This is a genomic window from Nocardia sp. NPDC005745, assembly GCF_040630775.1.
Classification (GTDB): domain Bacteria; phylum Actinomycetota; class Actinomycetes; order Mycobacteriales; family Mycobacteriaceae; genus Nocardia.
In genome coordinates this window covers 58097-83168 of the sequence record NZ_JBEXYF010000026.1, presented here as the reverse complement: position 1 = coordinate 83168, position 25072 = coordinate 58097, and the positions used below count along the sequence as shown (strand labels likewise).

The window sequence follows — 25072 nt, the reverse complement described above, 5'->3', positions numbered from 1 at the left end:
CACGCACCAACAAGTCCAGGAGGACAAACAGTGGCGAAGGCGAAGTTCGAGCGGACGAAGCCGCACGTCAACATCGGCACCATCGGTCACGTCGACCACGGCAAGACCACGCTGACCGCAGCGATCACCAAGGTGCTGGCTGACAAGTACCCGGATCTGAACGAGAGCTTCGCGTTCGATCAGATCGACAAGGCGCCGGAGGAGAAGGCTCGTGGTATCACGATCAACATCTCCCACGTCGAATACCAGACGGAGAAGCGCCACTACGCGCACGTCGACGCCCCGGGTCACGCCGACTACATCAAGAACATGATCACCGGTGCGGCGCAGATGGACGGTGCCATCCTCGTGGTCGCCGCCACCGACGGCCCGATGCCGCAGACCCGTGAGCACGTGCTGCTCGCCCGTCAGGTCGGCGTGCCCTACATCCTGGTCGCGCTGAACAAGGCCGACATGGTCGACGACGAGGAAATCCTCGAGCTCGTCGAGATGGAGGTCCGCGAGCTGCTGGCCTCGCAGGAGTTCGACGAGGACGCGCCGGTCGTGCGGGTCTCCGGTCTGAAGGCGCTCGAGGGCGACCCGAAGTGGTCGGAGTCGGTGCTGGAGCTGATGGCCGCGGTGGACGAGTCCATCCCGGACCCGGTTCGTGAGACCGACAAGCCGTTCCTGATGCCGGTCGAGGACGTGTTCACGATCACCGGTCGTGGCACCGTCGTCACCGGTCGCGTCGAGCGTGGCGTGATCAACGTGAACGAGGAAGTCGAGATCGTCGGCATCCGCCCGGAGAAGACCAAGACCACGGTCACCGGTATCGAGATGTTCCGCAAGCTGCTCGACCAGGGCCAGGCGGGCGACAACGTCGGTCTGCTGGTTCGTGGTATCAAGCGTGAGGACGTGGAGCGCGGCCAGGTCGTCGTCAAGCCGGGCACCACCACCCCGCACACCGAGTTCGAGGGCCAGGCGTACATCCTGTCGAAGGACGAGGGCGGCCGCCACACCCCGTTCTTCAACAACTACCGTCCGCAGTTCTACTTCCGTACGACTGACGTGACGGGCGTTGTGACCCTGCCCGAGGGCACCGAGATGGTCATGCCCGGTGACAACACCGAGATGCTCGTCAAGCTGATCCAGCCGGTCGCCATGGACGAGGGTCTGCGCTTCGCGATCCGCGAGGGTGGCCGCACCGTCGGCGCCGGTCGCGTCACGAAGATCATCAAGTGATTCACTGAATCGCTGGGAACGGCGCCGCTCCTTCGGGAGCGGCGCCGTTCTGCGTTTCGGCACGATGCGGACCGGGTCCTTACATCCGAGGTAGTGTGGATGTTATGAGTGCTGCCTACGACGTCGTTCCCTTCAGCGACCTACTGCATAAGCCTGCAGTCACCGCGAAGCTGCTGGACGACGTGCGCGCGTTGCGGCTGCGTCGGCGCGACGCCGATGATCTGGCGCTCATGCGAGTCGCGCAGATGGATGCCGAAGGTGTGGTCGTTGATTTCACAGCGCGACTGCTCGCGGGTCTGGTCCGTCGCCTGGGTCCAGAGGCGGTGCGGGCTGTCTTGCCCGATGCCGTGCCGTGGGTCAGCTTCCTTCCGGAAGGGGACCTCGACGAGTTCCTCGGCGAGTTGGTCGCGGTAGCGCAGGGCGCGGCGGCCTTGGAGAACCTCGCGCCCCTGGCCACGCTGTTGAGGCAGTGGCGGCACACGGCCGAAATTTATGCCGATCCGGCACTATTGGCGATTCTGACCCGTGAGCCGGAAGGGGATCTCGGGCCGGTCCCGTTGCCCGAGTCCGAGGAGTCGGCCTGATGAGTCCGAAGCGGGGCGATCGCGTCGCATCGCCCGCGGTCGGTGAAGAATTCGAAGTCCGCTTCGCGACAACCGAAGCCTGTAACGGTTGGGAGCATCTGGCGCAGCACGCAGCCGCCAATCTTCGTCGGGCGTTCGACACGATCCGATCGAATCCCAGGGCATCAGCGAACCCGGAGCGACAGCATCGTCTCAAGGGCTCGATGGGATCGGCGGTGTGGAAGGGCTTTACGCTCGAGCGCTGGCAGTACGAGGTCACCAGCGGAGGCAGGATCTGGTACTTGATCGATGACGAGAATCGCACCGCCTGGATAACGCACGCGGGAACAGGTCATCCGAAGGCCACGGAGTAACGTTGATTCGCCGGTCGACGCGCCCGGTTTCCGGGTAGTACAGCGGCGCGTGATCAGCAAGCGTAAGCGCGGCCGACGGCCGGTTCGCGATCGGCCTCCGGCACTTCGCGCAGGCAGCCGAGCGGGACGACGCCTTCGCTGCTCATCTGCACGCCCGTCCGCGTCGTGGGATTCACGCAGGTGAGTCCGGTGGTCGCGAGGCGGCAGAGGTAGTCGCCGAAGGTGAGCGTGCTGTCGTACGGCAGGGTTTGACCCGTACCGTGGATGAAAAGGCCCGGATCGCCGCGGAATTGGCCGACGGTCATCCGCTGCCCCGAGTAGGTGACGTACCCGCCGAACCAATTTCCGAAGCCTTCGCCGGGGGCGGGGGCGGGATCCTTCAGTTCCACCATGCAATCGAATCCGTCCATCTCCAGCGCGGTGCCGGTGATGCAACTGATCTTGCCGGTAGGACTGACGAACGCGATGTCGTCCCTCAGATCGGTCGTCGGCCCGCCGTCGAGGCGGGCCGAGTGAAAGGCTCCGAGATCGACCGGGTTCCCCTGCCGCACCCAAGCGACGCGATCCGGCAAGCCGGCCTCCGGCCCGGAGGCATGCGCCGACGGGCCTGGCGGCGAACCCGGAACCGGCTGCGGGTCACCGCCGACGGTCTGCGAGCACGCACTCGATACCAGCACTACACCGACCAACACAGCCCACCGCATACCGCACACGGTAGCCGTTGCGCTCGAAAGAACTCTCCCCGCGGAGCGCACGCTCGCCTGGCGCACAACGATTTCGTTTGCGTCTTCCTTGCTCTCGGTGTCCATTCGGTCATTCATGCGAATGACCTGCGGTGTGGTTGTTTTCGGCGAACCGATTTTGATCGAAGCATCGGGTGCGTAATTCGTTGGTGATTCAGCGACAGGGCAGACTCCTGTGGAAGCTGTCCGATATGCCGGACGGCTTAGCCTGGTCGAATGAAGGAGATCGGCTCCAGGGCACGAACTTTGCCCGCACCGCCTCGCGCGGTCTGGCAATCGCTGACCGAGCCTCGACGCCCAGGCGCGCGGCATTGGCTCAACCTGCTGCCGGACGAGGTAGAACCGACGGTCTCGAACGCTGACGAGCCAACCGCCGTGACGTGGTCGTCGCTGTGGCCCAGCAGGCCCCGCGATCGAGTGCGTTTCGACTTGGCGGCTGTCGACGGTGGGTGCACATCGCTGCGGTTCACGTTACTGGCATACGGACAGCATCCTGACGAGAGCAAGATCGGACACCTCCGCCGTCGCCTCAACCAACTGCTCTTCGCCGATCTTCGGTACTCCTTCGGGCAGTGATAGGCCATATCGCCGAGCGTGCGTTGATGGAAGGGGGCGGCTTCCGTCGCACGCCGGACGTTTTACAACTGCGATGCCCACCGGGGTGCGGGGGAGTTCGCGGTGGTGACCAGCAGGCGGTGTAGCACCTGCGCGGGCGGTGCGGCCTGTGCGGCGTTGAGGACGACGTCGGTGAATGCCTCGGCCAGAGCGGTGGCGGGCCGGAATCGTCCGCGGTCGAAACTGTGTCCGCTCAACTGCGACCGCCATTCCTGGAAGCTGGACACTGTGCGGTTCAACGAACCTTTGTCCTCTGGGCTCAGTTGCGGCAGATAGGCCGTGAGCAGCGCTCGCTGTGCGGCGGCGTGAGCGCGGAAGCAGCCTGCCCCGTCGAGCGCTCTGCCGAGTTCCCGCACGATCGACGAGTACACCGGCCGCCGTGCGCATCCCGGCGCGAGCAGGCCCGCGTTGTCGGCCGTGGTGACGGTTTGCTGCAATTGCTGGGGGTCGGTGGCAGCACGCAGCGCCAGCACGATACGTGCGGTAGGCAGCGTTTCGGCTGCCCCCGGAAGGCGCTGATCGGGAGCGCCATCGAAGTCGCGCGCTGCGTCCGGTGCCGTGACCGAATCCCATTCCAGCAGAGCCGTTTCACCGTCAGTCAGTTCCTCGATCCCGATGGCGCGCAGGGCTATCTGCGGGTATCGCGGCAGCACATCGTCCACTGCGGCGACGATTTCGGTCAGTACCTCCACCGCTACGCCCGGAGTGTCGAAGCCGAAGGCTCGCACGCCGTGGCGCTCGGCCAGTTCTCTGGCCAGACGGGCCGCGACCGACTCACCGGAGGCGTTCACTTTCCGGTCCGGTTTCTCGTCTTTCTGGTCCGGTCGTGCGGTGGGTCGGCCGGGCACGCGCGGCGGAGAACCGGGTGTGCCCGCGTCCGGGGCGGACACTCTCGGCGGTCGACCTGCGGTGTTGGACCACGGCGTGCTCGACCCCGGCGCGGCGGGTTGCTTCGCGGCGGATGGCGTGGCGGCGGCTTGCGGGGCAGCGGTTCGCCTCGTTTCGGCGTTGGCCCTCGTCCACGGCGACGACGGCCGATTGTCCGGTGCGGGCCGGGTGAGCGCGGCATCCGCCCGATGAGCCGGGTTCACGCTCGGGCCGGGTAAGCCCGGCTGCTCGGTGCCGCGATGGTCGGCGCCGTTGGGATTCCCCTCGGCCTGGTCCGGCTGCGGACCCGAGGCGGGCTCGCTGCCGGGCGTGCCCGGGGGCTGAGCGCGCGGCGCAGACGAGAGCGGTGCCCGATCGGCCGGTGAGCCGGCGGCGGAAGCCGATTGTCTCGGCGCCGGCGCCGTGACGGCCGCAGTGGGCACGGGAGATCCCGCGAACGGCTGCACGGCGGCGGTGGTTACGTCCGCGGCGCTGGGGTCGAGCCGATGGGTGGGGCCGGCGTCGAGACGCACTGGAAGCGCGGCCGGATCGTTCCGGATTCCACCGGCGGCGTTGTGGATACGCTGCCCGATGGCCCGGTCCTGGTTCTCGAAGTTCTCCGCGAGGTGGCGCAGATCGGTGCCGGCCTGTTGGAGGGCCTCGACGAGGCTGTTCAAGTCGGTCATCGTCCGTTGGTATTCCGGAACGTAGGATTCGGCGAACGCGTGGCCGGCATCGTCTTTGCCCCAGGGTTCGCCTTCCCCCGCCAGGGCAGTGCGCAGCTTCCGCACGGTAGCCGCCACATCCGCCCCGATCTGGTCGAACCGCGGTGCGTGATCGCGCAACTTATCCGGGTCGACCGCAAATTTCTCGCCCACAACTGCTCCCTACGTACCGCGATCCATTGTCGCGGCAGCGCGGTCGCATTTCTCGCCTACGGTGAGACCGCCGCCGCACGGAGCGTTCGATCGCGGCCACCCCCCCCGAAAGTATTGTCTGGCGGAATGCGGGGTTCGGAGATAAAGGTTCGAATTGCTGTCTCATGCGGTAGTTGCATTCTCAACAGTTCGTGACCGTGTCGCGCTCCCTGTCGACTGGTATCTCTCCTGGTCGGGCTTATCGCCACAATTGGGAATAGTTCGCGCGGTCCGTTATGTCTAGATAGTCTCGCAGCGACTGTGAGGGTGCCGGGAGGCAAGCTGCGATGGAATCGAGCGGTTTGCTGGCCGAGGTGCCTTCGGCTGTAAGGGAATTGGTCCTCGGCCACTGGCCGGAGACCGACGTCGACGGAATGCGTCGTAATGGCGACGCGTACCTGGTGGCGTCCGGTGAATTGAACAACTCGGCCGACCGATACGAGATTGAGGCGGCGGGCACCGAGCAGGCCGTTGAGGGCGCCACGTCGACGGCGCTGACCGAACGCCACGGTGTGGTCGTGAAATCCATGCGTGATCAGGCGGCGGTGTGTCAGAGCCTGGGCAAGCAGTGCCACGACGTCGCCGATTCGGCTGTTCAGACGCAACATCTGTTGATCGCGATGGGGATCGCGCTGGCGGCTCAATTGGCCTATGACGCACTGCTGTTCTTCCAAGGTGGTGGCGCGAAGGCGCTGATCGATCGGATCGAGGCCGAGCAGGCGATGGCCGCCGCGGCTGCGCGACTGGCCGCGGAGGTGGGCGAGCGGGCGGTCGCGGGCGCGGCGGAACGAGCCGCGCTGCACACCGCTGTCCACGCGGCGAAGATCGGCCTTCTGACCAGTGCCGCGATCAGTGGTGGCGCACAGCTGTGGGACCTCGAGGCCGGCGTGCGCGACAAGTTCGACGTGGGCGCCTTCTTGGAAATGCTCCTGGGTGGTGTGGTCGGCGGCGTTGCGGGTGCGGAGGTCGGCCGTAGGCTCGCTCCGCGTGTGCTGGGCTGGACGCGCGGCGGAGCAGTCAGTCCCTCCGGCCGGCTCGCCGCGCACTTGGGCGGCACGATGTTGCTCGGCGGCGCGGGCGGCCTCGCGGGTGGTCTGGCCGGTGCGGTGCCCTCGGTGTTGATCCACCTGGACGAGATCCACAGCCTCGGTGATCTGTTCAAGATGGTTCGCGAATCCGCGATCACCGGCTTCGGCAGCGGGTTCGTCGGCGCGGCGGGTAGTGCGATCCGAGTCCACACCGCAGGCCGCAACGCGGTGCGTTCCGAAAGCGAGGCACCGCGACTCGGTCTTCGCCACTGGGAATTCTCGTCGCGCATCAATGAGCTGTTGAGTTCGGGTGAACCACCGCGGGTGGAGGCGATCGAGCGCTTCAGCACCGAGGGCAAGTCGGCGAAAGTGGTGGAGCGGCTCGTCTTCCACGACGGCACCGAGGTTATCCACAAGGTGGTCTCCGATCCGCAACACGCACACGCGGAATTCCTGAGCTCGCTGGTCGGCGACGCGGTGGGCGCACGGGTGCCCGCGGTGCATGTCATCGGCGACCACGTCTACATGGAGGTCGTGCCCGGCACGGTGGCAGCGGAGACGTATCCGCGAAGCGCGTTCCCGCAGGAGGTTCTCAGCGGTCCTGCGGGAATGCGCCAGGGCGTCATGGACGTGCTGATACGCATACCCGATCGGAATGGCGACAACTGGATGGTCGATCCGGCCGGGAACGTGTGGGGAATCGACCACAGCCGCGCATTCGAGAACTTCACCGACGCGCAGTACGTCGTCGGGCCCTTCGCCGAGAACTTCTTGCGCTACGGAGACAACTTCGAAATCTTGTGGAACGACCACGCTCTCACTCGACCGGAGCTGCACGAGATCCGGCAGCGGGTCGAAGAGCTGAGTCCGGTCTTCCACGCCGCGGGCCGTCGGGACTGGTACGACGGCATGCTCCAGCGGATGACCGCGTTGGAGGATCATGCCGCGGGTGGTGGTGACGCCGGGCGTGGGGTCCTGCCGCCCGTGTCACCGCAGTCCCCGGGCTCGGCGCCGGGAATCGTCCCTGGTGAAGGCCGGGCGGTGTCCACCACACCACGACAAGACCGGCCGCCCGGGACCGACGCGTATGGGCGCAACAGCAGGCCACCCACACCGCGCGGCAACGAGGTCAGCGGCTCGGCTGTCGCGCCGCGCGGCCGCGGTGACCAGCCGCCGCCGCTGCCACGGAATGCCGATGGCCCGCTCGTGCGGCAGGAGGAGGTGACGCCGCGGGTCCCGGTCGACGAGGTGGCCTCGGATGCTCGGCCGCCGGTGCGGGACGATTCGCGGGTTCCGGACGAGTCGAGGCCGCGTCCTCAGGTCGATGAGGCGAACCCGGCCGGGCGGCAGTCGGCAGCGGATGAGGCTCCGGCAGCGCATGAAGAGCCGACGCCCCGCGCGCGGACCGCCGAGCCGACGTATGACGGCCCGCCGACACGGCCACAGCCGCGGGTCGAGCTACACGACCAACCGGCGAGCCAGGACCGATACAGGCTCGCAGCGGATGCCCCTCCCGCCGGATTCACTCAGCTCTACCGCCATCCCGATGGTGGCTACGTCGACATGGTGCTGACCGGCCCCGACAACGCGCGCCTTCAGCTTCGCCTGATTCCAGGCCAGGAGTACGTGCTCGGTCGTGGTGACGGCGCGCTGCTGGAACACATGGCCGGCGACCGAGTTTCGCGCCGCCACGCGACGATAACGGTGGACGAGCAAGGCCATGTCCTGCTTCGAGACGACAACTCTATGAACGGCACCTTCGTCGACGGCAAACAGCTGACCGACGGTCGCTGGGTGCGGATCTACGACGGACAAGACGTCATGTTCAGTCGCGATCTTGAACTCGGCGTCACGTTCGAGCGTCAGATGGCCGAAGTGCGGCTGTTCGGCAACGACGGACCGGTTCTGAAGCTCCACCGCGGCCAGGAGATCGAGATCGGTCGTGCGATGGTGCACCCCGAAGCGCCCGGGCGCGACAGTATCTCGCGACGCCACGCGATCGTCGGCATGGATGAGAACGGCCGGGTATGGATCCGGGACGCTGATTCCAGCAACGGCACCAGAGTCAACGGCGATCGGCTCGGCACGGGCGAGCGCCGGATACTGGAGCCCGGGGACGACCTGCGCCTCGGCTGGTATGACAGTACGGCGCAATTCGTCCCGACGGATGCGACGACCGAGGTCGATCCGGTCCGCGTGCGAATCGGGAGCGGCGCGGACGCGACACCGGTGCGGCTCGCGCCGGGAGAAACGGTCGTGATCGGTACCGACGAGAACTCGCCGTTCGCGTCTCAATTGCGCGGGGTCCCCAATGTCGGCGAACGACACGCGACCCTCGGCTTGGACCACGACGGCCGACTGTGGATCCGGGACCACCCGGGTTCCGAAGGGGTATGGGTCAACGGGGACAGGATCGCTCCGAACCAAAGAGTGACCCTCACCGAAGGCGACAACCTGGGGATCGGTCCGGATTACGTCGGCACCGCCCGCATCGGCGGCGAGGCGCCGACTCAGCATCCACCTGCCGAACTGCATTTCGACCCCTTCAAGCGCAAGCTTCCGATACGCCTCGCACCGGGCCAGGAGGTGTCCGTCGACACCAGTGCGCTCAACGGTCATGCGATGGTGATCGGAAGGCCGGGCAGGGAAGTCGTCGTCGGGCGCGATCTCGACGGCCGTGTCTGGGTGCGCGACCCGGACGGAGACAGCTGGATCGGAACCAAGGTCAACGACGAGACCATCCCGGCGGGGGAGAAGCGGTACCTGAACGCCGGAGACAAGGTGGCCTTCGGCGATGTGTCCAGCAGACTCCAGGTGGGCGAAGAAGCGCCGCTGCGGTTGAGATTGTCCGACGACGAGAGCCTGCCCCCGCTCACCCTTCGGCGCGGCGAGGAGCTGGTGATCGGCCGTGGGCAGGACTCGCCGATGGCGGATCATCTGGCGGAGAACACGACGGTGTCGCGCCGCCACGCCACCATCTACCGCGACGAGTACGGCGACGTCTATTTGCGCGACGAGAACTCGACCAGAGGGACCTGGGTCGACAACCGCAAGGTCGATCCTGACGTGCCGGTGCGCCTGCGCCCAGGTGACCAGATTCGCCTCGGCGATTGGGTGGGGGCGGCGCGATTCGAGGACGGCCTCCGGGAAAGCGCTCCGCGCGCATTGCCGGTGAAGCTGAACAACGTACACGGCGACGTGTCCCTCGACTTGGCACGTGGTGGCGAGCCGCTGCTGCTCGGGCGGGACAGCGCGGAACTGCCCGACAGTCTGTCCAGCACCAACGCGATATCCCGTCGGCACGCCAGTCTCGGCGTCTACCCATCCGGCCGGGTCTGGATCCGTGACGAAGGATCGATGAACGGCACCTACGTCAATGGGAAAGCGGTCCAGCCGGGAACGAAGGTCATGCTGCATCCGGGCGACAGCGTGCGGCTGGCGGACGCGTTCGAGTTCATCGTCGCCTACCCGCCTCCCGACGGCGGCGCGTTCGTGAACATCATCGATCGGACACCCGAGACGTTGCGGATGGTCCAGGACATCGCTCGCATGCCCAGCCATATCTACGCGCGGGTCAGCGAGCACATGAACGCGGTTCCCGGGGGCGGGATCGTCATCGGAAACCGCCCGATGCTCGAATTACCCGGTACGGAGAGCCTGGTAGGCAGTACCCCGTACGGCCGCAAACCTGGGACGAGCTGGAACACCGTGGGAGGCGTATACCTGGGCGGGCCGCGACGTATCGTGATCAACTCCGGCGGGCGAGGCGGTAGCCTCAACGTGGTTCTGCACGAATTCGGGCATGCCGTAGACGCGGCGTACGGCACCGGTGGGAAATGGCTCAGCGATTCGCAGGGGTGGCGCGACCTGCACTCGGCGATGCTCCAGTCCATCGGCAAGAGCAAACAGTGGAACAGTTATTACGATTCACCCAGCGAAGCGTTCGGCGAGGCATTTTCGGCGTGGCTGCACGGTCCACGGCAGCTTCGCGATTTCGCTCTCGGTGACCGGCAACTCGCGAACCGGCTGAAGGATTATTTTGACAGCGTATTCGGATGACACCAGCCCGCCCATGCTCGCCGAGGACGGCGAGACGATCCTCGTCCGCTTGCGCGGCCGGACCGAGGAAGGCGTCTTCTACAGCGGCTTCGAGGAGTTTTATCCCGGCGACCCCGGATACGACGAGATGCTCCCGGTTGCGAGAGAAAACCCGGTCTCGCAGTCGGAGCCCCCGGAGCGTCCGGTAGACGAGGACACCTTGGCCCGCATCCTGCGGGAAGCGGGATTGGACGGGATGGACCTCGGCAGCGAGTAGCTGTGCCTCGAGATCAGCCATTTGTTTGCTGAAGCTCGAGATGTGTGAATCGGTCTGTGAAATCCGGCTGGTTGCGGGTTTCGAGCGGCAGAATGTGGCAATGCGGACATTTGCCAGATTGTTGCAGGCTGTCGTTGCCGGGGTGCTGGTCGTGGTAGTCGGCCAAGGCATCGTGGCCGCCCCCGCTGTGAGCCACGCCCATATCCAGTTGCCGTGGCCGACGTCCGAGCTGGACGCGGTGCAGGCGTCGGGAGCAGCGCTGGCGGACGGAATCACCGGCACGGTGCTGTGGTCGCGACAGCCGAACACCTCGGTTCCGATAGCCAGCATCACGAAGGTGATGACGGCACTGATCGTGATCAACGCAGGCGACCTCGACCGGGCCATCACCGTGCCGCGAGAAGTCATCGCCTACTGCACCGAGTACGACGCAAGCGACGCAGGCCTGGTCCCCGGCGAGGTGCTCACCGCGCGACAGCTCCTCTACGCGATGATGTTGCCCTCCGGCTGTGACGCCGCCTATGCCCTTGCCGAGGCCTACGGTCCCGGTCAAGACGGCTTCATCGCCGAAATGAACCACACTGCGCGTCACATGGGCCTGGCAGGAACATATTTCACCGATCCAAGCGGGCTGCCCGCCCCCACCGACCACTCCACCTACTCCACACCGGCAGACCTGGTGACCCTCGGTCTGCGCGCGATGAGCCTGCCGGTGTTCCGTGAGATCGCCGGGGCGCAGAGCTATCACGTGCCCGCCGGGCCGGGCAACCGCGCTCACTCGTGGCAGACCACGAACCGGCTGCTGCGCGACTATCCCGGCACTATCGGCATCAAGACCGGATGGACCGATGCTGCGGGAACCTGCCTGCTGTTCGAGACGGTCAGGGCAGGGATACCGCTGATCGGTGTGGTCCTGCACAGCTCACCAGACAGCGACGTCGCCGCGAAGGACGACGCGGCGCGCATGTTGAACTGGGCCTACGGCCCGCTACTGAGCGCGCTGCCGATCGGATAGCGTCGAGTGCGCGGTTTCCCGCAAATATCGTTGTGCACCCGATGATCTCCGACCACAGGAAGACTGTGGCAGTCGCTCGTCGCGGGCTCGTACAGCCAGCGTATGCAGACACACATGGGACAGGTGCGGACGTGGTGTCCGTCGGCGGGCGGGCCTGCCCGGGGCCGCCATCGGCTTCCGAATTCAGTGCTGACCGGCGAAGTCACGGATGAGTGCGCCGGTGCTTCCGGGCTCTTCGACCATGGGTGTGTGGCCACAGTCGAGGCTCTCGATCCGAATGCCGGGGACGCGGCGGTAGTCCTCGAAAGAGTCCGGCTGCCAGCGTTTGTCCTGAGAGCCGTAGAGCACCATGGCCGGCACGCCGAGGTCGATGAGCCGGTCAGTTTCGGTGCGTTCCCGCAGGTAGTCATCCGACGCGGTCGAGGTCGCTGTGAGACTGCGGTAGGTCATGCCACGCAGGTCGGCGACGAACCGGTCGGGGATCTGCACGTCCCGGGTGAACGCGGAGCTCATGGCTTGCCGGAGGACGACGTCCGGGAGCAGCGGCCACAGCGGCTGCCCGATCGCCGGAACGAACAGGAGGTTGCCGACCGGACCGCTGCCGGTGACGGCGTCCAGGCGGGGTCCGGAGTCGATCAGCATGATCGCCGACACCAGGTCGTGGCGCTGTTCGGCCAGCGAGGTGGCCACGTAGCCCCCGGAAGAATGCCCGACGACGATCGCCTGGCGCACGCCCAGCCGGTCGAGCACGGCCCCGACTCGGCTCGCCTGTTCGGACGTGCTGTAGCCGCTGTCGGGTTTATCGGACTTGCCGTGGCCGAGTAGATCGATGCGCACGACGTACTGGTCCCGCAGGGCGGGCAACACCGGATCCCAGTAGGCGGTCGAGGCGCCCAGACCGTGCAGCAGCACCAATGCGCGAGCACCGGGTGTTCCGTCGGCGACGACGTGGATGTCTCCGCCCGGCAGGTGCACCATGCGCTCGTGCGAATCGTCGGTCTCGGCGTTCGCCGCCCCGGTCGTGTTGCCGGTGAGCGCGGCGACCAGGGCGGTGACGATCAGCAGCCCGATGTGCTGCCACCGATTCCGTTTTGCGGCGGTGGTGGTTTCGTCCACGGTTCCTCCTTCGATTGGTTGGGACGTCACCACCTTCGGGCACGACAGCGGGGCGCGTATTGAAGAAATGTCAGCGTCCGTGGCCGCTCATACAATCGACGTGTGCCTTGGGATATCGCGCGGCCGGCGCGGCCACCCGCCCTGCGCGGCGTCGACATGGCCGGATTCCATGTGCACGGCGACGGCCCGGAGCAGGTGCGTGTCATTCCGCATCCGGCGGTCACGGTGATCGTCGAGTTCGGCGAGTGCGGCTTCGACGTCCGCGACTCGACGGGCCGCAGCCATTCGGGCAGCCTGACCCTCGGCCTCGCCCGCACCGCGCTTCCGGTCCGCGTCCATGCCGTCGAATGCGTCCAGATTCGCCTGGAACCCGTTGTCGCGCAAGCTATCCTCGGCCTCCCGCCCACCGAGCTGGGTGGAACCATCATCGGTCTGGACGAACTCTGGGGGCGCGAGGCCGGATGGCTGCGCGAGCGCCTGCACGAGACACCGAACTGGCCCGACCGATTCGCCTTGGTCGACACCGCGCTGTCCGCGCGGTTCCGGCACGACCACCGCGTCGACCCGGAGATCGCCTGGGCATGGCGACAAATCAAGCTCAGCCGTGGCCGTCTCCGCGTCGAGCGCCTCGCCGCCGAACTGGGCTGGAGCCGCCAACGACTGTGGTCCCGGTTCGGCACTCGAATCGGCCTGACCCCCAAACGCGCCGCCAAACTGGTCCGCTTCGACCATGCCGTCCACCGCCTCGTCCAAGGACACCCTCCCTCCCGAGTAGCAGCCGACGCCGGCTACGCCGACCAATCCCACCTCCACCGCGACATCCGCGAATTCACCGGCGCACCCCCCACCTCCGCGGCCACCGAACCCTGGCTCACCATTGACGACCGAGCCTGGCCGTCGACGACAGGGATGTAGGCCCGTCCGACATTCGAGCTACCGGCCGGACACTCCCCGCGGTCGGCGAGGTCTGGTTAGACCGGTTTGCTTGGATCGTCCGGCATGCTGGAGTAACTCGTACCGGCCTTGCGGGTTCGGACACGCCGAAACGCCCGTTGATGCCGAGTTCAGGGAGTTCGCACGAGCAGGGACACCATCTCGGCTGCACCGATGAATTTTGTGGGGATCCGTCGTCGATACCGATGGATATACCGACATCGGTGGGCCTGTGCGGGGACCGTTCCAGCGCGGGCAGAACATATGGAGGCAATATGAGCGTCGACGACCCTGCACAGATGCAAACGATCCGGGCCGTGATCCGGACGGGTGAGCAGGGGGCGAAGTGAGCGGTATCAGGGTGTTGGTGGCGGGGGCGAGTATCGCGGGGCCCGCGCTGGCCCACTGGCTGCGCCGCTGGGGGGCTGAGGTGACCGTGGTGGAGCGGGCCCCCGAGCTGCGTCCCGGTGGACAGGCGGTGGACGCGCGCGGGGTGACCAAGGAGGTCATCCGGCGGATGGGGCTGGACGCGGCGGTGCGCGCGGCCCGCACCGAAACCGCAGGCGCACACACCGTGGACGTGGACGGGAACGTGCTGGAAACGTTCCGCGCAGCCGACGACGGCGGTGACGGGTACATCGCGGAGATCGAGATCCTGCGCGGCGACCTGTCCCGGGTGCTCTACGACGACACCCGCGACGGTGTCGAGTACATCTTCGGCGACCGGATCGCCGAGCTCACCCAGGATGCCGACGGGGTCGACGTGGCCTTCGCGGGCGGCGACCGGCGGCGCTTCGACCTGGTAATCGGGGCGGACGGGCTGCACTCGGCGCTGCGAGCGATGGTCTTCGGGCCGCGCGAGCGATTCGTCCGCCACCTCGGTCTCGTGCTGGCCTTCTACAGCGTGCCCAACGAGTTCGGGCTGGACCGCTGGCTGATCGACTACCAGGAGTCCGGTCGCTCGGCCGGTCTGCGGCCCATCCAGGACGCCACCCGGGCGATGGCCATGTTCTCCTTCCCCGCGGGGGACTTCGACGTCGACTACCGCGACATCGCGGCCCAGAAACGCCTGCTGCGCGAGCGGATGGCCGGGATGGGTTGGTTGACCCCGCGCATCCTCGCGCACCTGGACGACACCCCGGACTTCTACCTCGACCAGGTCGCCCAGGTGGTGATGGACCGCTGGTCGAGCGGACGGGTCGGGCTGCTCGGGGACGCGGCGTTCAGCTCGTCGCCGATGTCCGGGCAGGGCACCGGGCTGGCTCTGGTCGGCGCCTACCTGCTGGCCGGAGAGCTGGCCGCCGCCGGATGGGACCCGGAGGTCGGGTTCGCCGGCTACGAGCGGCGGATGCGCTCGTTCGTCGAAGCCAACCAGGAGATCGGCCGGTTGCACGCGCGTAGTCTCGCCGTTCCCGCGCCGGAGGCCGAGCCGGACCCTGATTTCGCCGGCGAATGGTTCACCGAGCTGATCGAACGCGCGCTCAACGGCGTCGAGCTGCCCGACTACGCGGGAGTGGCGGACTCCGGGGCCCCGGCCGAACCGCCGATCACCTCGTCGGCCAAGCCGTAGGCGTCACAGGCCACCCCACCATCGTCTGCCGTATCGCAGTCCGCCCCAGCCGGTCTGGCCGGGGCGGACCTGTGCCGATTCCGCACGGGCTCAGACCGTCGCGACCGGAGCCCCCGCGCCGGTCGCGACGACCCGGCGACGTCGGCTCGGCGCCAGCAGGGTCGGGTGCTGCACGCACCAGGCCGCGATCGAGCAGATCAGCTCCTTCACGCGGGCGGCCTTGCGACCCACGTCGACCTTGGAGGTCGGCTGATCCTCCTTGGTTACCTTCTGCACGATGGCATCGCGGCGGCCGAGGCTGATGCACTGGCTGTTGTAGCCGATAGGGGCATCGGGAACTTCACGTCCGGTCAGCCGAGCGGCAATGGCGTCGGCACCCAGCCAGGCCATCGGGGAGGCGGTGGCGCAGCCCATGCGCAACGTCCTGCCACCCACTCCCGCGGCGTGCGCGGCATCGCCGACGGCGTAGACATCCGGATGCGAGACCGAGCGCTGGGTAGCGTCGACGACGATCCGCCCGGCCTCGGAAACGGTGAGCGTGCTGGCGGCCGCGATCGGGTGCACGGCGAACCCCGCTGTCCAGACGGTCATTTGCGCAGGGATCTCCGCTCCCGCTCGGGTGGCCACGCCGTCTTCGGTGACCCTGGCGACGTCGGCGTGCTCATGGACGGTGATACCGAAGCGTTCGAACGCGCCGCGCAGGTGGCTCTGCGCCTTCTCGTCGAGCCAGTCGCCGACGCCACCGCGCGCGGCCATCGCGATGTTCAGATCCGGGCGCGCCTCGGCGATCTCGGTAGCGACCTCGATACTGGTCAGGCCACCACCCACGACCAGCACGGTTTCGCCCGCCCGCAGTTGGCTCAGGCGTTCCCGCAGCCGCAGCGCGGCGTGCTTGCTCGCCACATGGTGGGCGTGCTCGACAACGCCAGGCACGCCGAAGTCGGCGACGGTGCTGCCCAGGGCGTAGACGAGTGTGTCGTAGGCGAGGGTCTCGGCCCCCTGATCGCCGATCAGTTCGACGGTCTTGCGGTCCGCGTCGAGCGAATCGACCCGTGCGATGCGCACCTCGACGCCGGTGCCGGCGAACATCTTGCGCAGTGGACGAACCGGCAGGTCCTGCCCGGCGGCGAGCTGGTGCAGGCGCACCCGTTCGACGAAGTCGGGATCGGCGTTGACCAGGGTGATCTCGACGTCGTCGCGGTGCAGTCGCTTGGCCAGGCGGCCGGCGGCGGTGGCTCCGGCGTACCCGGCTCCGAGGACGACGATGCGGTGCTTCATGGTGTTGCTCCTGTCTCGGTGGGTTCGGAACTTGAACCGGACAGCCGCACGAATGCTGACAGAAACAGGATGTGATGTGGGTCACCACAAATCGGTGCGTAGGTGGCCCACTGGCGATTGGCGAACGCCGGCTGCCCGCGCCACTGAGTATGGCGACCGTTCCCGTCCGCACCTGCCGATGAGCGGGCGCCCAACACCGAAGCCGCCGACAGTCCCGGTACGTCGTGACGCCCGGCTTGTGTTCAACGATTGCGTTGTGGCACTCCGGTATCCGTGTGTCGATCGGGAGTGCGCAGCGGAGCGCCGACGTGGTGCAGATGTCGCAGCGCTTCGCGGTAAGAGGAGATCAGACCGGTTTCGTGATAGGGCACCCCGATTTCGGCGCAGTAGTCACGCACGATCACCTGGGCCTGACGCAGGTTCGGCGTCGGCATGCTCGGGAACAGATGGTGCTCGATCTGATAGTTGAGCCCGCCGAGGGCGAGGTCGGTCAACGCGCCACCGCGCACGTTGCGGGAGGTCAGCACCTGGCGACGTAAGTAGTCGGGGCGGTCGTTGCCGGTCAAGGTCGGCATGCCCTTGTGGTTCGGGGCGAAGATGCAGCCCATGTACAGGCCGAAGAGGCCCTGGTGGACAGCGAGGAACGCGAAGGCTTTGTCGGCGGGCAGAACCGCGAACAGCGCGGCCAGGTAGGCGGCGAAGTGGCCGAACAGCAGCGCGCACTCCAACCCGCGGTGCTTTATCGATCGATTTCTGAGCGCACGTACACCTGCCACATGGAGGTTCAGGCCCTCCAGCAACAGGAGGGGGAAGAACAGGAACGCCTGCGCCCTCCCGATCAGACGAGCCAGACCGCGGCTGGACCGTGCCTGCTGTTGTGACCAGACCAGAATGTCGGGTGCGACATCGGGGTCGAGTTCCTCGTGGTTCGGGTTGGCGTGATGCCGGGTGTGCTTGTCCTGCCACCAGCCGTAGCCCAGGCCGATGCCAGCGTTGCCGACGAGTCGTCCCACCAGCTCCGTCGGCTGCCGTAGCCGGAAGACTTGGCGGTGCGCGACATCGTGCATGACGAGGGCGACTTGAGCGAACGTCACGGCCATGAACCCCGCGACCAGCAGCGTCCACCACGAATCGCCGATGAGGACGAACGCCGCCCAACCTGCTGCGAACGCGACTCCGACGAGGCTGAGCCGGACGGCGTAGTAGACAGGACGCCGGTTCATCAGCCCCGCCTCGGAAATCCGGCGCAACAGACGGGCGTAGTCACCGTCGGCGCCGCGCCGCGGTGACCGTGGAGATGACTCGGGGACCAAGGCAGATGTCGTCATAGATCTTCCTGAGAGCTGAGTCGGAGACGCCACCTCCGACCGTCGACGATGTCGGCCGGTCGATGTCGGAGTTGGGCGCCGATTTCGATACCCCGAAGCTATCGGCCGGATTCTCGTTGCTCGTAACCCTCTGGTATGACATGGAATCGGACTGGGGGGTGATATTCGAGGTCTACCGCGGAACGAGGCGGCTGGCCGGTTATCGGCCGACACCTCCGGGTCGCCGGACCGGACGCCCGTTCATACCGCTGATCGAGCTCTTGGGTATACCGCCCTGCTGCTGGCGCGATACGATCCGTCGCCCACGCTGCATGCTCGCCCGCTATCTGACCAGTCCTACCCGGTCAGTCGCCGACGAACAGCAGATATCCATTGGCGCGAAGCGCGGTCGACGCCACCCGCCTCAGCAGGTCGACCGCCTGCCGCTCGGCATCGGTCCGTACCTCGATCCCCTCGATCTGATCCAGGATCAAGCCGAGCTGGTACCGGTTGAACATGGTGTCGCCGTACCGGTAGATACCTCGTACCAAACTGGTGTCGGGCTGTGCGGCGCACAGCCCGAACAGCGTTTCGTCCGCATCGTCACCGAAGCGGTGCATCTCGGCATGATTGATGTCCTGTACGACGATGTCATGAGCCACCGTGATCCCTACTTATCTCCTGGGGAGTCAATCGCAATTGTCAGGGGCGGAGTGTTGTCGGTTTGTTGGTGTTCGCTGCCGGAACCGTTGCGCCAGGCCCCGCCACGATGAACCGGTATGTCGGATGTCCTTGCTCATGGGAAAGTCAAGCGCCGGATCCCGGTCACTGAAGCGGAACGAGATGCCGTGGCGAACGTGCTCGGCCAGTTCAATCCTCCAGTGGAGGGATACCGCTACCTCAAGGACCCCCAAGGCGTGCTGTCCGAGCTCAACGTGGTCGCCGTGTAAATTCTCGTGATCCGATCGAGCGGACGGCGGAGTCGTGCGCGGCGGCGGTGCGATTCGGACTTATACCTCCGGGAGCGGCTTTATTCACAGCCGGTTCGATCGATCCGCAGTGAAGACCCGCTCGACCAATTCCGGTGCGGGCATTGGACGTAGGTCGCGCCGATCGAGTGGGACGTTAGTCGGCTCACAGCTAGCACCCAAGGGCGCGGACCTGCGACTCGTGACCTGGGATTTCTTGCGTACCCCGGTTTTCGCCGCTTGTTAAAATGGCCCTGAACTGCGTAGATGATGCGTAGGTTTATGCCATCGGCGGGGCACATCGAACGCGTCCCGCAGGCGAGCGTTCGTCGGTTCCGGATGCGGCAACTATCGCAGATAGTGACATAACCGACCGTCTCGTGGCGGGCTGCCTCCACGCTGATGTTCGAGTCTGGCGCCGAAGCCGTTCGAAGGCTCTATCATCGCATCCCATGGGTGACTACGGCGCCCTACCAGCTCCGCCGCCGATCGGGTAGCGTTCCGACCGGGTGACCTCGGTGATCCGGAACCCGCGGCTCACCTCGAGCACCCGGTCTGCTTCGGCGATCACGTCCCGGTTGTGCGACACCACTATCCACGCGGCACGTCGGCGGTCTGGCATATTCGTCCACAGCTCCCTGACAGTGTGCGCGTCTATAGAGGAATCGCAGTCGTCGACGATGTAAAGGTCCGCCGATCGCAGCAGCATTCTCGCCAGGGTCAGCCGCTGCCGCTGCCCACCTGACAGCTGGCTTGCGCTACCTGAATCGAGGTGGGTGCCGAGGCCGTCGGCGAGTTCGGCGGAACCGGCCGGCATGTGTACCGTTGCGAGCATTCGTTCGATCCGGTCGGGATCGATACCAAGCGACCCGAGGGCGAGGTTGTCGGCGATCGTGCCGCGTACGAACTTCGGCGCCTGCCCGGCGTAGGCGATCCGCGGCGGAACCAGGCGCACGTGGTCGCCAGTGACGTCGATGCCGTTCCAGTGCACCGAACCGAGTCTCACCGCTTGCAACGCCGCGATCTCGCGGACGAGCGTGCTCTTGCCTGCCCCAGTCTCACCGGTGACTACGACCAGCTCGCCCGGTTTCACGGTGAATTCGGTGGTAGGCCGTGACGGATCCGGGGCGCTCGTCCAGCACAGCTGCTGCAACCGGGGCAGCGGCTCGGCTGGGTCGGGCGGTTGTGATCTGCCGAACCCGAGATCGGCCAAACGCGACAGCGACACTTTCCCGCGCTCGTAGCGGGCGAGGATCTTGCCGAAAAAGTACATCTGCTGGCCGAGCCACCCCGAGTATGTGATGAACAGCACCAGTTTGCCGATCTCGAGCCCGTTCGCTCCGATTCGGAGGCTCATGGTGATCAGGACTATGGCGGTGCCGACGGTGACCAAATTTCGGAACAGGTCCGAGAGCAGGTCGGTGTAGACCTGCTGGCGCAGCTGCACGCTACGGCGTCGGCGGAACGCTTCCTCCAGCCCTGTCAGCCGCTGCTCCACCGTTGCCGACAGGCGCAGATCCCGGACTCCGTCGAGGGTGTCGGCGATCGCCGCCCCGATCATCCCCTGCTGCTCGCGGGTCCGAACTTGATAGTCGGCCACCCGCCGTTTGAGCACGACTGAGACGAGCAGCCCGCCGAGCAGAAGCACGAGAGGCAGCGTCATGACGATGTCGGTCACGGCCAGGGCGACCACCGCGATAACGGTAAGCACCGAACGGTAGATGAGGTCGGTCGTCCACTCCAGCAGGCCGCCGATCTCATCGGAATCGTCGCGCAATCGGTTCAGGATCTCACCATCGGCCATGGTGTCCGGGGTGGCCGGTGTGCCCAGCACGTGCGCGAGGGCGCTGACGCGCAGCCACGCACTGGTCCGGAAGATCAGCCGGAACGTGGAGGTCAGCCCGATGTAGAGCACGACGGCGCGCGAGACCATGGCCGCGACGACCGTAGCGAGCAACCACCAAGCGGTCGTGTCAACGGTTCCGCCGTCAACACGGTTCAACAGGATCGACACCATAGCGCCGACCGCGAGCGGAATCGAGTACACCGCCATCCACGCGGTCATCGCACCGGCATAGGAAGCCTTCATCCGCCCGGCTCCGCGGCGCAGCACCGCGACGAGCGAGTCCGTATGTGCGGTCACGCGTTGGCTTCCTTCATGTCGCCGGTCGTAATGGCGCTGTCCACGACCAGGACTCGCCCGTCGTGCATCGTCAGCACCCTGTCTATTCGGGCGAGAGCGCGTTCGCGATGCTCGACCAGCACGACGGTGCGGTCACGGCGGATTTCGTCGATGAGATCCGCCCAACTCTGCTCGATATCGGCGTCCAGCCGTGAGGTTCCCTCGTCGACGATCAGCAGGCTATAGGGACGGATGAGCGCCCGTGCGCCGGCGATCAGCTGTAGCTCACCGGCCGAGAGGGTTCGGCCGCCGGCCCCGATTACGGTGTCGAGACCGTCGGGCAGTAGACGAACCCAGTCCGCCGCGCGCAGGCGCCGCAACACCTGCCAGACTGATTCCCGGTCGATCGTGTCGTCGAAGAGTGTGATGTTTTCCAGCACTGTGGCCGCGAAGACGTGCGCGCGCTGGCTCATCACGGTTACCCGTTGCGCGAATTCGGCAGGGGGGATGTCGGTCACCGGGACCCCGCCAATGTAGACCTGCCCCGAGTTCGGACGGGCGAGCCCGCACAGCAGGTTGACCACCGTGCTCTTTCCGGCGCCTGTGCGGCCCACGATGCCTAGGCTCGTACCTGCGGCTACGTCGAACGACACGTCGGTGAGCGCAAGCCGATCGCCATATCCGAACGTGACCCCGTCGAATCGGACGTCCAATGGGCCAGGGGGCAGTAGCGGTGTGCCCGACGCGGGCGGGGGCGCCGCGGGGATGTCGAGGGTTCGGGCCGCAATCGTCAGGACCGCTACCATCTCTTGTAACAGCCCGGCTTGTGACGACATCTCCTCCATTGGCTTCTGTAGCAGGTCCACGTAGAGGTAGATGACTGTAAGCATGCCCACGGTCATGCCGCCGTGGCCGAGCTGATGCAGGCCGAAGCCAAAGCCGAGCCCGAAGGCCACCGCGATGAAAAGCTGTGTCACTGGCCAGAATGCCCGGCCGCCGATATATGCCTTGCCCTCGCTCCCATACAGCTGATCCAGTCCGGCGCTGGTGCGATCGGTGGCCCAGCCCTGCTGGCCGAGTGCGCGCAGATCGGTGCGGGCGCCGAGGACGTCGCCGATGAAGCCGAACAGTTCCGTCTGCTGGTCCCGCGCAACCTCCCAGCGACGCGCTGCGACGCGCCCGAGCTTCGTCAGCACTAGGCAGGTAATCACCACGAGCAACCCGATTCCCGCACCTGCGCCGGGGATCTGGACGAACAAGATGCCCAGGACGCCGACGGTGATTGCGATGTTGCCGACCAGGCGCAGGCCCGCATCCGAGATCGACCGCGCGACCACATCGGCGGCGCCCTCTACTTTTTCCAACACTTCACCGGTCGGAGTGCGTTCGAGCTCGAGCACTGGCGTGGCGACGGTGAAGTGCCGCAGTAGTTTCGAGCGCAGCCGGTCGGCTACGCGCCACGCGAATCGGACGCCGAGGTAGCTCGCGGTCGCCCGGGCGAGACCGCCTACCGCGCCGATGGCCAGATAGCAGAGGGCGATCCCGATCAGCGCCGTCGAAGTGCCACCGACCCGAGCTCGGTCGATGAACTGCTGAACGATCAGCGGTCCAACGAGAGTGGCGGATACACTGATCAGCAGAATCGCTAGGGTGGCAGTGGCCGCCCACTTCAGCGGGAAGACCTCTCGCGCCAGCAGACGCGACCCGCTCACATTCGGCCGGAACACCGAAAACATCCCCCTCCAATCAATGACTACCTGCGACGACCGCAGTCGACCCCACGTCGGCGAATCAGATAGCCGCCGCCCCGGATCGCTCGATCACGAGTCCCCAGCGCCGAACCCTACACCTCATCCCGGTCATCTCCGAGCGCAATGTTTGGAGTGACGAGCATCACTCTCGGGTCGGTGGACGCTCCGTGAACATGTCTCTACTGTTTCGAGTGAAAGTATGCAAACGGGGGAGTTGCAGACGGGGTCACTTTCGTGCTGCACGCCAAATAATGGGGGGGCTTTCTATGGGGGTACTGTCGAGTCCGTACGAGGATTTCGACTCGGATTTGTATGTTGACGCCAGTTCGGCCGTCGGTCGCAGAATTCTGCTCAAATGCGAAGGGCTGAATCTCGGTGGATCGATCAAGATGCGCTCCGCTGCGGCGATGATTGGTGCCGCAGTCGCAAATTCTACATTCGATGACGACTCTATTCTCGTAGAATCCTCGTCGGGGAACCTCGGTATTGCTCTGAGTGCTACGGCGGCGAGCATGGGGCTGCGATTCGTCTGCGTAACCGACATCCGCTGCAACAGGTCGTCGATCCACGCTATGCGGGCGATGGGCGCGCAGGTGGTCGTACTCGATGAACCCGATCCGATCGGGGGTCTGCTGCTCGCGCGCCTGAACTGGATCCGTGCGCGGCTCGCCGAGGACGATCGTTACATCTGGCTCGACCAGTACTCCAACCAGGCGAACTGGCAAGCCCACTACCACCGGACCGCGGCCGGTATCCACCGAAGCCTGCCGGACCTGGATGTGCTGTTCGTCGGTGTCGGAACGGGCGGCACCGCAATGGGATGCGCGCGGTACTTCGCCGACTCGGGTCGTCGGGTGCGCGTCGTGGCTGTGGACCCGGTCGGGTCGGTCGCCTTCGGTCACCCCCCGCAGCGGCGGCTCATCCCAGGACTCGGGGCAGGGATCGTGCCGCCCCTGCTGGACCGCGACCTCATCGACGATGTGGTGCGGGTCGCTGAAGCCGACACTGTCCGGATGTGCCGGACGCTGGCGTCGCGCGGACTGCTGTTCGGTGGATCCACCGGAACGGTCGTTCACGGTGCACAACAATGGCTCGAAGACAACGATCCGGCTGGCGAACTGCTAGCGGTGGCAATCGCCCCCGACTTCGGTGACCGCTATCTGGATACCATCTACAACGACGCATGGGTGCTCGAGAACTTCTGTCCCGCGGCGCTGGAGCCGCTCTCGACTCGTTTCGTGACGATCCCCTGACGATCCCGGGCGATCTTTGTATCAGACAGAAGGATTGCATCATTTTTGATTTCGAACTTGTCACCAGTTCTGTCGTGAGCGAATTGCTTCGCGATAATTTAGGAACGGTTCTCGAAATAGTCCGCAAGACATATGTGCAACATCGTGATGGACTGACAGTGAATCCTGACAGTCTTTTTTTGAAATTCCCGGAGAAGAAGTCGGCAAGGATTATCGCGTTACCGGCGTTCATCGGCGGCGACATCCGCGCTGCTGGAATCAAGTGGATATCGAGCTTCCCGGAGAACATCGACAACGATGTCCCGCGGGCCTCTGCAGTTCTAGTGCTCAACGACTACGAGACAGGGTACCCAGCCGCGTGCCTGGAGGCAGCCGGAATCAGTGCCGCGCGAACCGCGGCCTCGGCGGCACTGGCAGCGAAAACGCTACGCCCCGAGGGCTATCGGGACTCCACCATCGCAGTGATCGGCGCCGGCGTCATCGCACGCACCATCTGCGACCATCTGGTCGCGGCCGGCTGCCGCCCACAGAAGTTCCTGGTTCACGATTTGAACCCGCAGTCGGGTCAGGCGCTGGTCCAGCACCTGACCGAACGGCTGTCCGAGCGGGCTGCGACCACCGACCTCGACAGTGCGCTAGCCGCCGACACGGTAGTCTTCGCCACCACCGCGGCCACACCGTATGTCAGCACCCCGTTCCGGCCCGGGCAACTCGTGCTGAACATCTCGTTGCGCGACATCGCGCCCGAGGTGGTTCTCGCGTCGGCGAATATCCTCGACGATATCGATCATTGCTTGAAAGCGAACACCTCGCCGCATTTGGCCGAACAGCTCTGCGGCTCCAGAGATTTCGTCACCGGGACGCTGGCTGATGTACTGGTCGGCGCGATCGCTGTCCCGGCAGGCAAGCCGCTGATCTTCTCGCCCTTCGGCATGGGTGTGCTCGATATCGCTGTCGGATCATTCGTGTACGAGCGTGCCCGCTCGGCCGGGCGATCGATTCGCGTCCCCGAATTCTTCGCCGCAGCCGGCCGATGGTGAGCGGGCGATCATGACTTCCTGGTGGATCACCACCCTGCCACCGATCCCGGGCACGGTGCGGGCCATGTTCTACGGC

The 25072-nt window shown here is 66.1% G+C and carries 18 protein-coding genes; 10 read left to right on the top strand and 8 right to left on the bottom strand.

The features are described 5' to 3' along the window. Positions 1-30 precede the first annotated feature (30 nt). Positions 31-1221, top strand: a complete 1191-nt coding sequence (gene tuf, locus ABZ420_RS25140) for an elongation factor Tu (RefSeq protein WP_040870253.1) — start codon at positions 31-33, stop codon at positions 1219-1221. 104 nt (positions 1222-1325) lie between these two features. After that, positions 1326-1805, top strand: a complete 480-nt coding sequence (locus ABZ420_RS25135; protein WP_357127232.1) for a hypothetical protein — start codon at positions 1326-1328, stop codon at positions 1803-1805. Between the two features lie 406 nt (positions 1806-2211). On the opposite strand, the gene ABZ420_RS25130 is transcribed toward ABZ420_RS25135, so the two are convergent. Then, on the bottom strand, positions 2212-2967 hold the full coding sequence (locus tag ABZ420_RS25130; protein WP_357127229.1) for a hypothetical protein: 756 nt from the start codon (positions 2965-2967) through the stop codon (positions 2212-2214). Between the two features lie 572 nt (positions 2968-3539). Further along, complete coding sequence (locus ABZ420_RS25125; RefSeq protein ID WP_357127226.1) at positions 3540-5261, bottom strand: WXG100 family type VII secretion target; 1722 nt, start codon at positions 5259-5261, stop codon at positions 3540-3542. A gap of 326 nt (positions 5262-5587) precedes the next feature. Here ABZ420_RS25125 and ABZ420_RS25120 point away from each other — a divergent pair, with 326 nt between their 5' ends. From ABZ420_RS25120 to ABZ420_RS25110, 3 genes are all read left to right on the top strand, one after another. Beyond that, the gene (locus ABZ420_RS25120; RefSeq protein WP_357127223.1) at positions 5588-10387 is read left to right on the top strand and encodes an FHA domain-containing protein; all 4800 of its coding nucleotides are present in this window, start codon (positions 5588-5590) and stop codon (positions 10385-10387) included. Beyond that, the gene (locus tag ABZ420_RS25115; protein ID WP_357127220.1) at positions 10368-10643 is read left to right on the top strand and encodes a hypothetical protein; all 276 of its coding nucleotides are present in this window, start codon (positions 10368-10370) and stop codon (positions 10641-10643) included. Before ABZ420_RS25120 ends, ABZ420_RS25115 begins: the two co-directional genes overlap by 20 nt. A gap of 100 nt (positions 10644-10743) precedes the next feature. Beyond that, positions 10744-11658 (top strand): serine hydrolase, encoded by a 915-nt coding sequence (locus tag ABZ420_RS25110; protein ID WP_357127217.1) that lies wholly within the window; start codon positions 10744-10746, stop codon positions 11656-11658. A gap of 183 nt (positions 11659-11841) precedes the next feature. Here the strand turns inward: ABZ420_RS25110 and ABZ420_RS25105 are convergent, their stop codons facing one another. Beyond that, complete coding sequence (locus ABZ420_RS25105) at positions 11842-12774, bottom strand: alpha/beta hydrolase (protein ID WP_357127214.1); 933 nt, start codon at positions 12772-12774, stop codon at positions 11842-11844. A 102-nt stretch (positions 12775-12876) separates the two neighbouring features. Between ABZ420_RS25105 and ABZ420_RS25100 the strand changes: the two genes are divergently transcribed. After that, positions 12877-13689: a helix-turn-helix domain-containing protein gene (locus tag ABZ420_RS25100; protein ID WP_357127211.1), complete on the top strand. Its 813-nt coding sequence runs from the start codon at positions 12877-12879 to the stop codon at positions 13687-13689. A gap of 364 nt (positions 13690-14053) precedes the next feature. Then, the gene (locus ABZ420_RS25095; RefSeq protein WP_357127208.1) at positions 14054-15277 is read left to right on the top strand and encodes an FAD-dependent monooxygenase; all 1224 of its coding nucleotides are present in this window, start codon (positions 14054-14056) and stop codon (positions 15275-15277) included. A gap of 90 nt (positions 15278-15367) precedes the next feature. On the opposite strand, the gene ABZ420_RS25090 is transcribed toward ABZ420_RS25095, so the two are convergent. The 3 genes from ABZ420_RS25090 to ABZ420_RS25080 all read right to left on the bottom strand — a co-directional run bounded on the left by ABZ420_RS25090 (position 15368) and on the right by ABZ420_RS25080 (position 18524). Then, positions 15368-16555, bottom strand: coding sequence for an FAD-dependent oxidoreductase (locus ABZ420_RS25090; RefSeq protein WP_357127205.1), 1188 nt, complete (start codon positions 16553-16555; stop codon positions 15368-15370). A 242-nt stretch (positions 16556-16797) separates the two neighbouring features. Beyond that, positions 16798-17883 (bottom strand): acyl-CoA desaturase, encoded by a 1086-nt coding sequence (locus ABZ420_RS25085; RefSeq protein ID WP_357127202.1) that lies wholly within the window; start codon positions 17881-17883, stop codon positions 16798-16800. Between the two features lie 344 nt (positions 17884-18227). Beyond that, complete coding sequence (locus ABZ420_RS25080; protein ID WP_357127199.1) at positions 18228-18524, bottom strand: hypothetical protein; 297 nt, start codon at positions 18522-18524, stop codon at positions 18228-18230. 117 nt (positions 18525-18641) lie between these two features. Between ABZ420_RS25080 and ABZ420_RS25075 the strand changes: the two genes are divergently transcribed. After that, positions 18642-18812 (top strand): hypothetical protein, encoded by a 171-nt coding sequence (locus ABZ420_RS25075; protein ID WP_357127196.1) that lies wholly within the window; start codon positions 18642-18644, stop codon positions 18810-18812. A gap of 478 nt (positions 18813-19290) precedes the next feature. On the opposite strand, the gene ABZ420_RS25070 is transcribed toward ABZ420_RS25075, so the two are convergent. Both ABZ420_RS25070 and ABZ420_RS25065 read right to left on the bottom strand, forming a co-directional pair. After that, positions 19291-20973, bottom strand: a complete 1683-nt coding sequence (locus ABZ420_RS25070) for an ABC transporter ATP-binding protein (protein WP_357127193.1) — start codon at positions 20971-20973, stop codon at positions 19291-19293. Then, positions 20970-22688 (bottom strand): ABC transporter ATP-binding protein, encoded by a 1719-nt coding sequence (locus tag ABZ420_RS25065; RefSeq protein WP_357127190.1) that lies wholly within the window; start codon positions 22686-22688, stop codon positions 20970-20972. The genes ABZ420_RS25070 and ABZ420_RS25065 overlap by 4 nt, the downstream gene beginning before the upstream one ends. A gap of 281 nt (positions 22689-22969) precedes the next feature. On the opposite strand from ABZ420_RS25065, the gene sbnA reads away from it, so the two are divergent. Then, positions 22970-23956 carry a 2,3-diaminopropionate biosynthesis protein SbnA gene (gene sbnA, locus ABZ420_RS25060; protein WP_357127187.1) on the top strand — a complete coding sequence of 329 codons (987 nt, stop codon included), beginning with the start codon at positions 22970-22972 and terminating at the stop codon, positions 23954-23956. Continuing rightward, complete coding sequence (sbnB, locus tag ABZ420_RS25055) at positions 23887-24996, top strand: 2,3-diaminopropionate biosynthesis protein SbnB (RefSeq protein ID WP_357127184.1); 1110 nt, start codon at positions 23887-23889, stop codon at positions 24994-24996. The genes sbnA and sbnB overlap by 70 nt, the downstream gene beginning before the upstream one ends. The last annotated feature ends 76 nt before the right edge of the window (positions 24997-25072 follow it).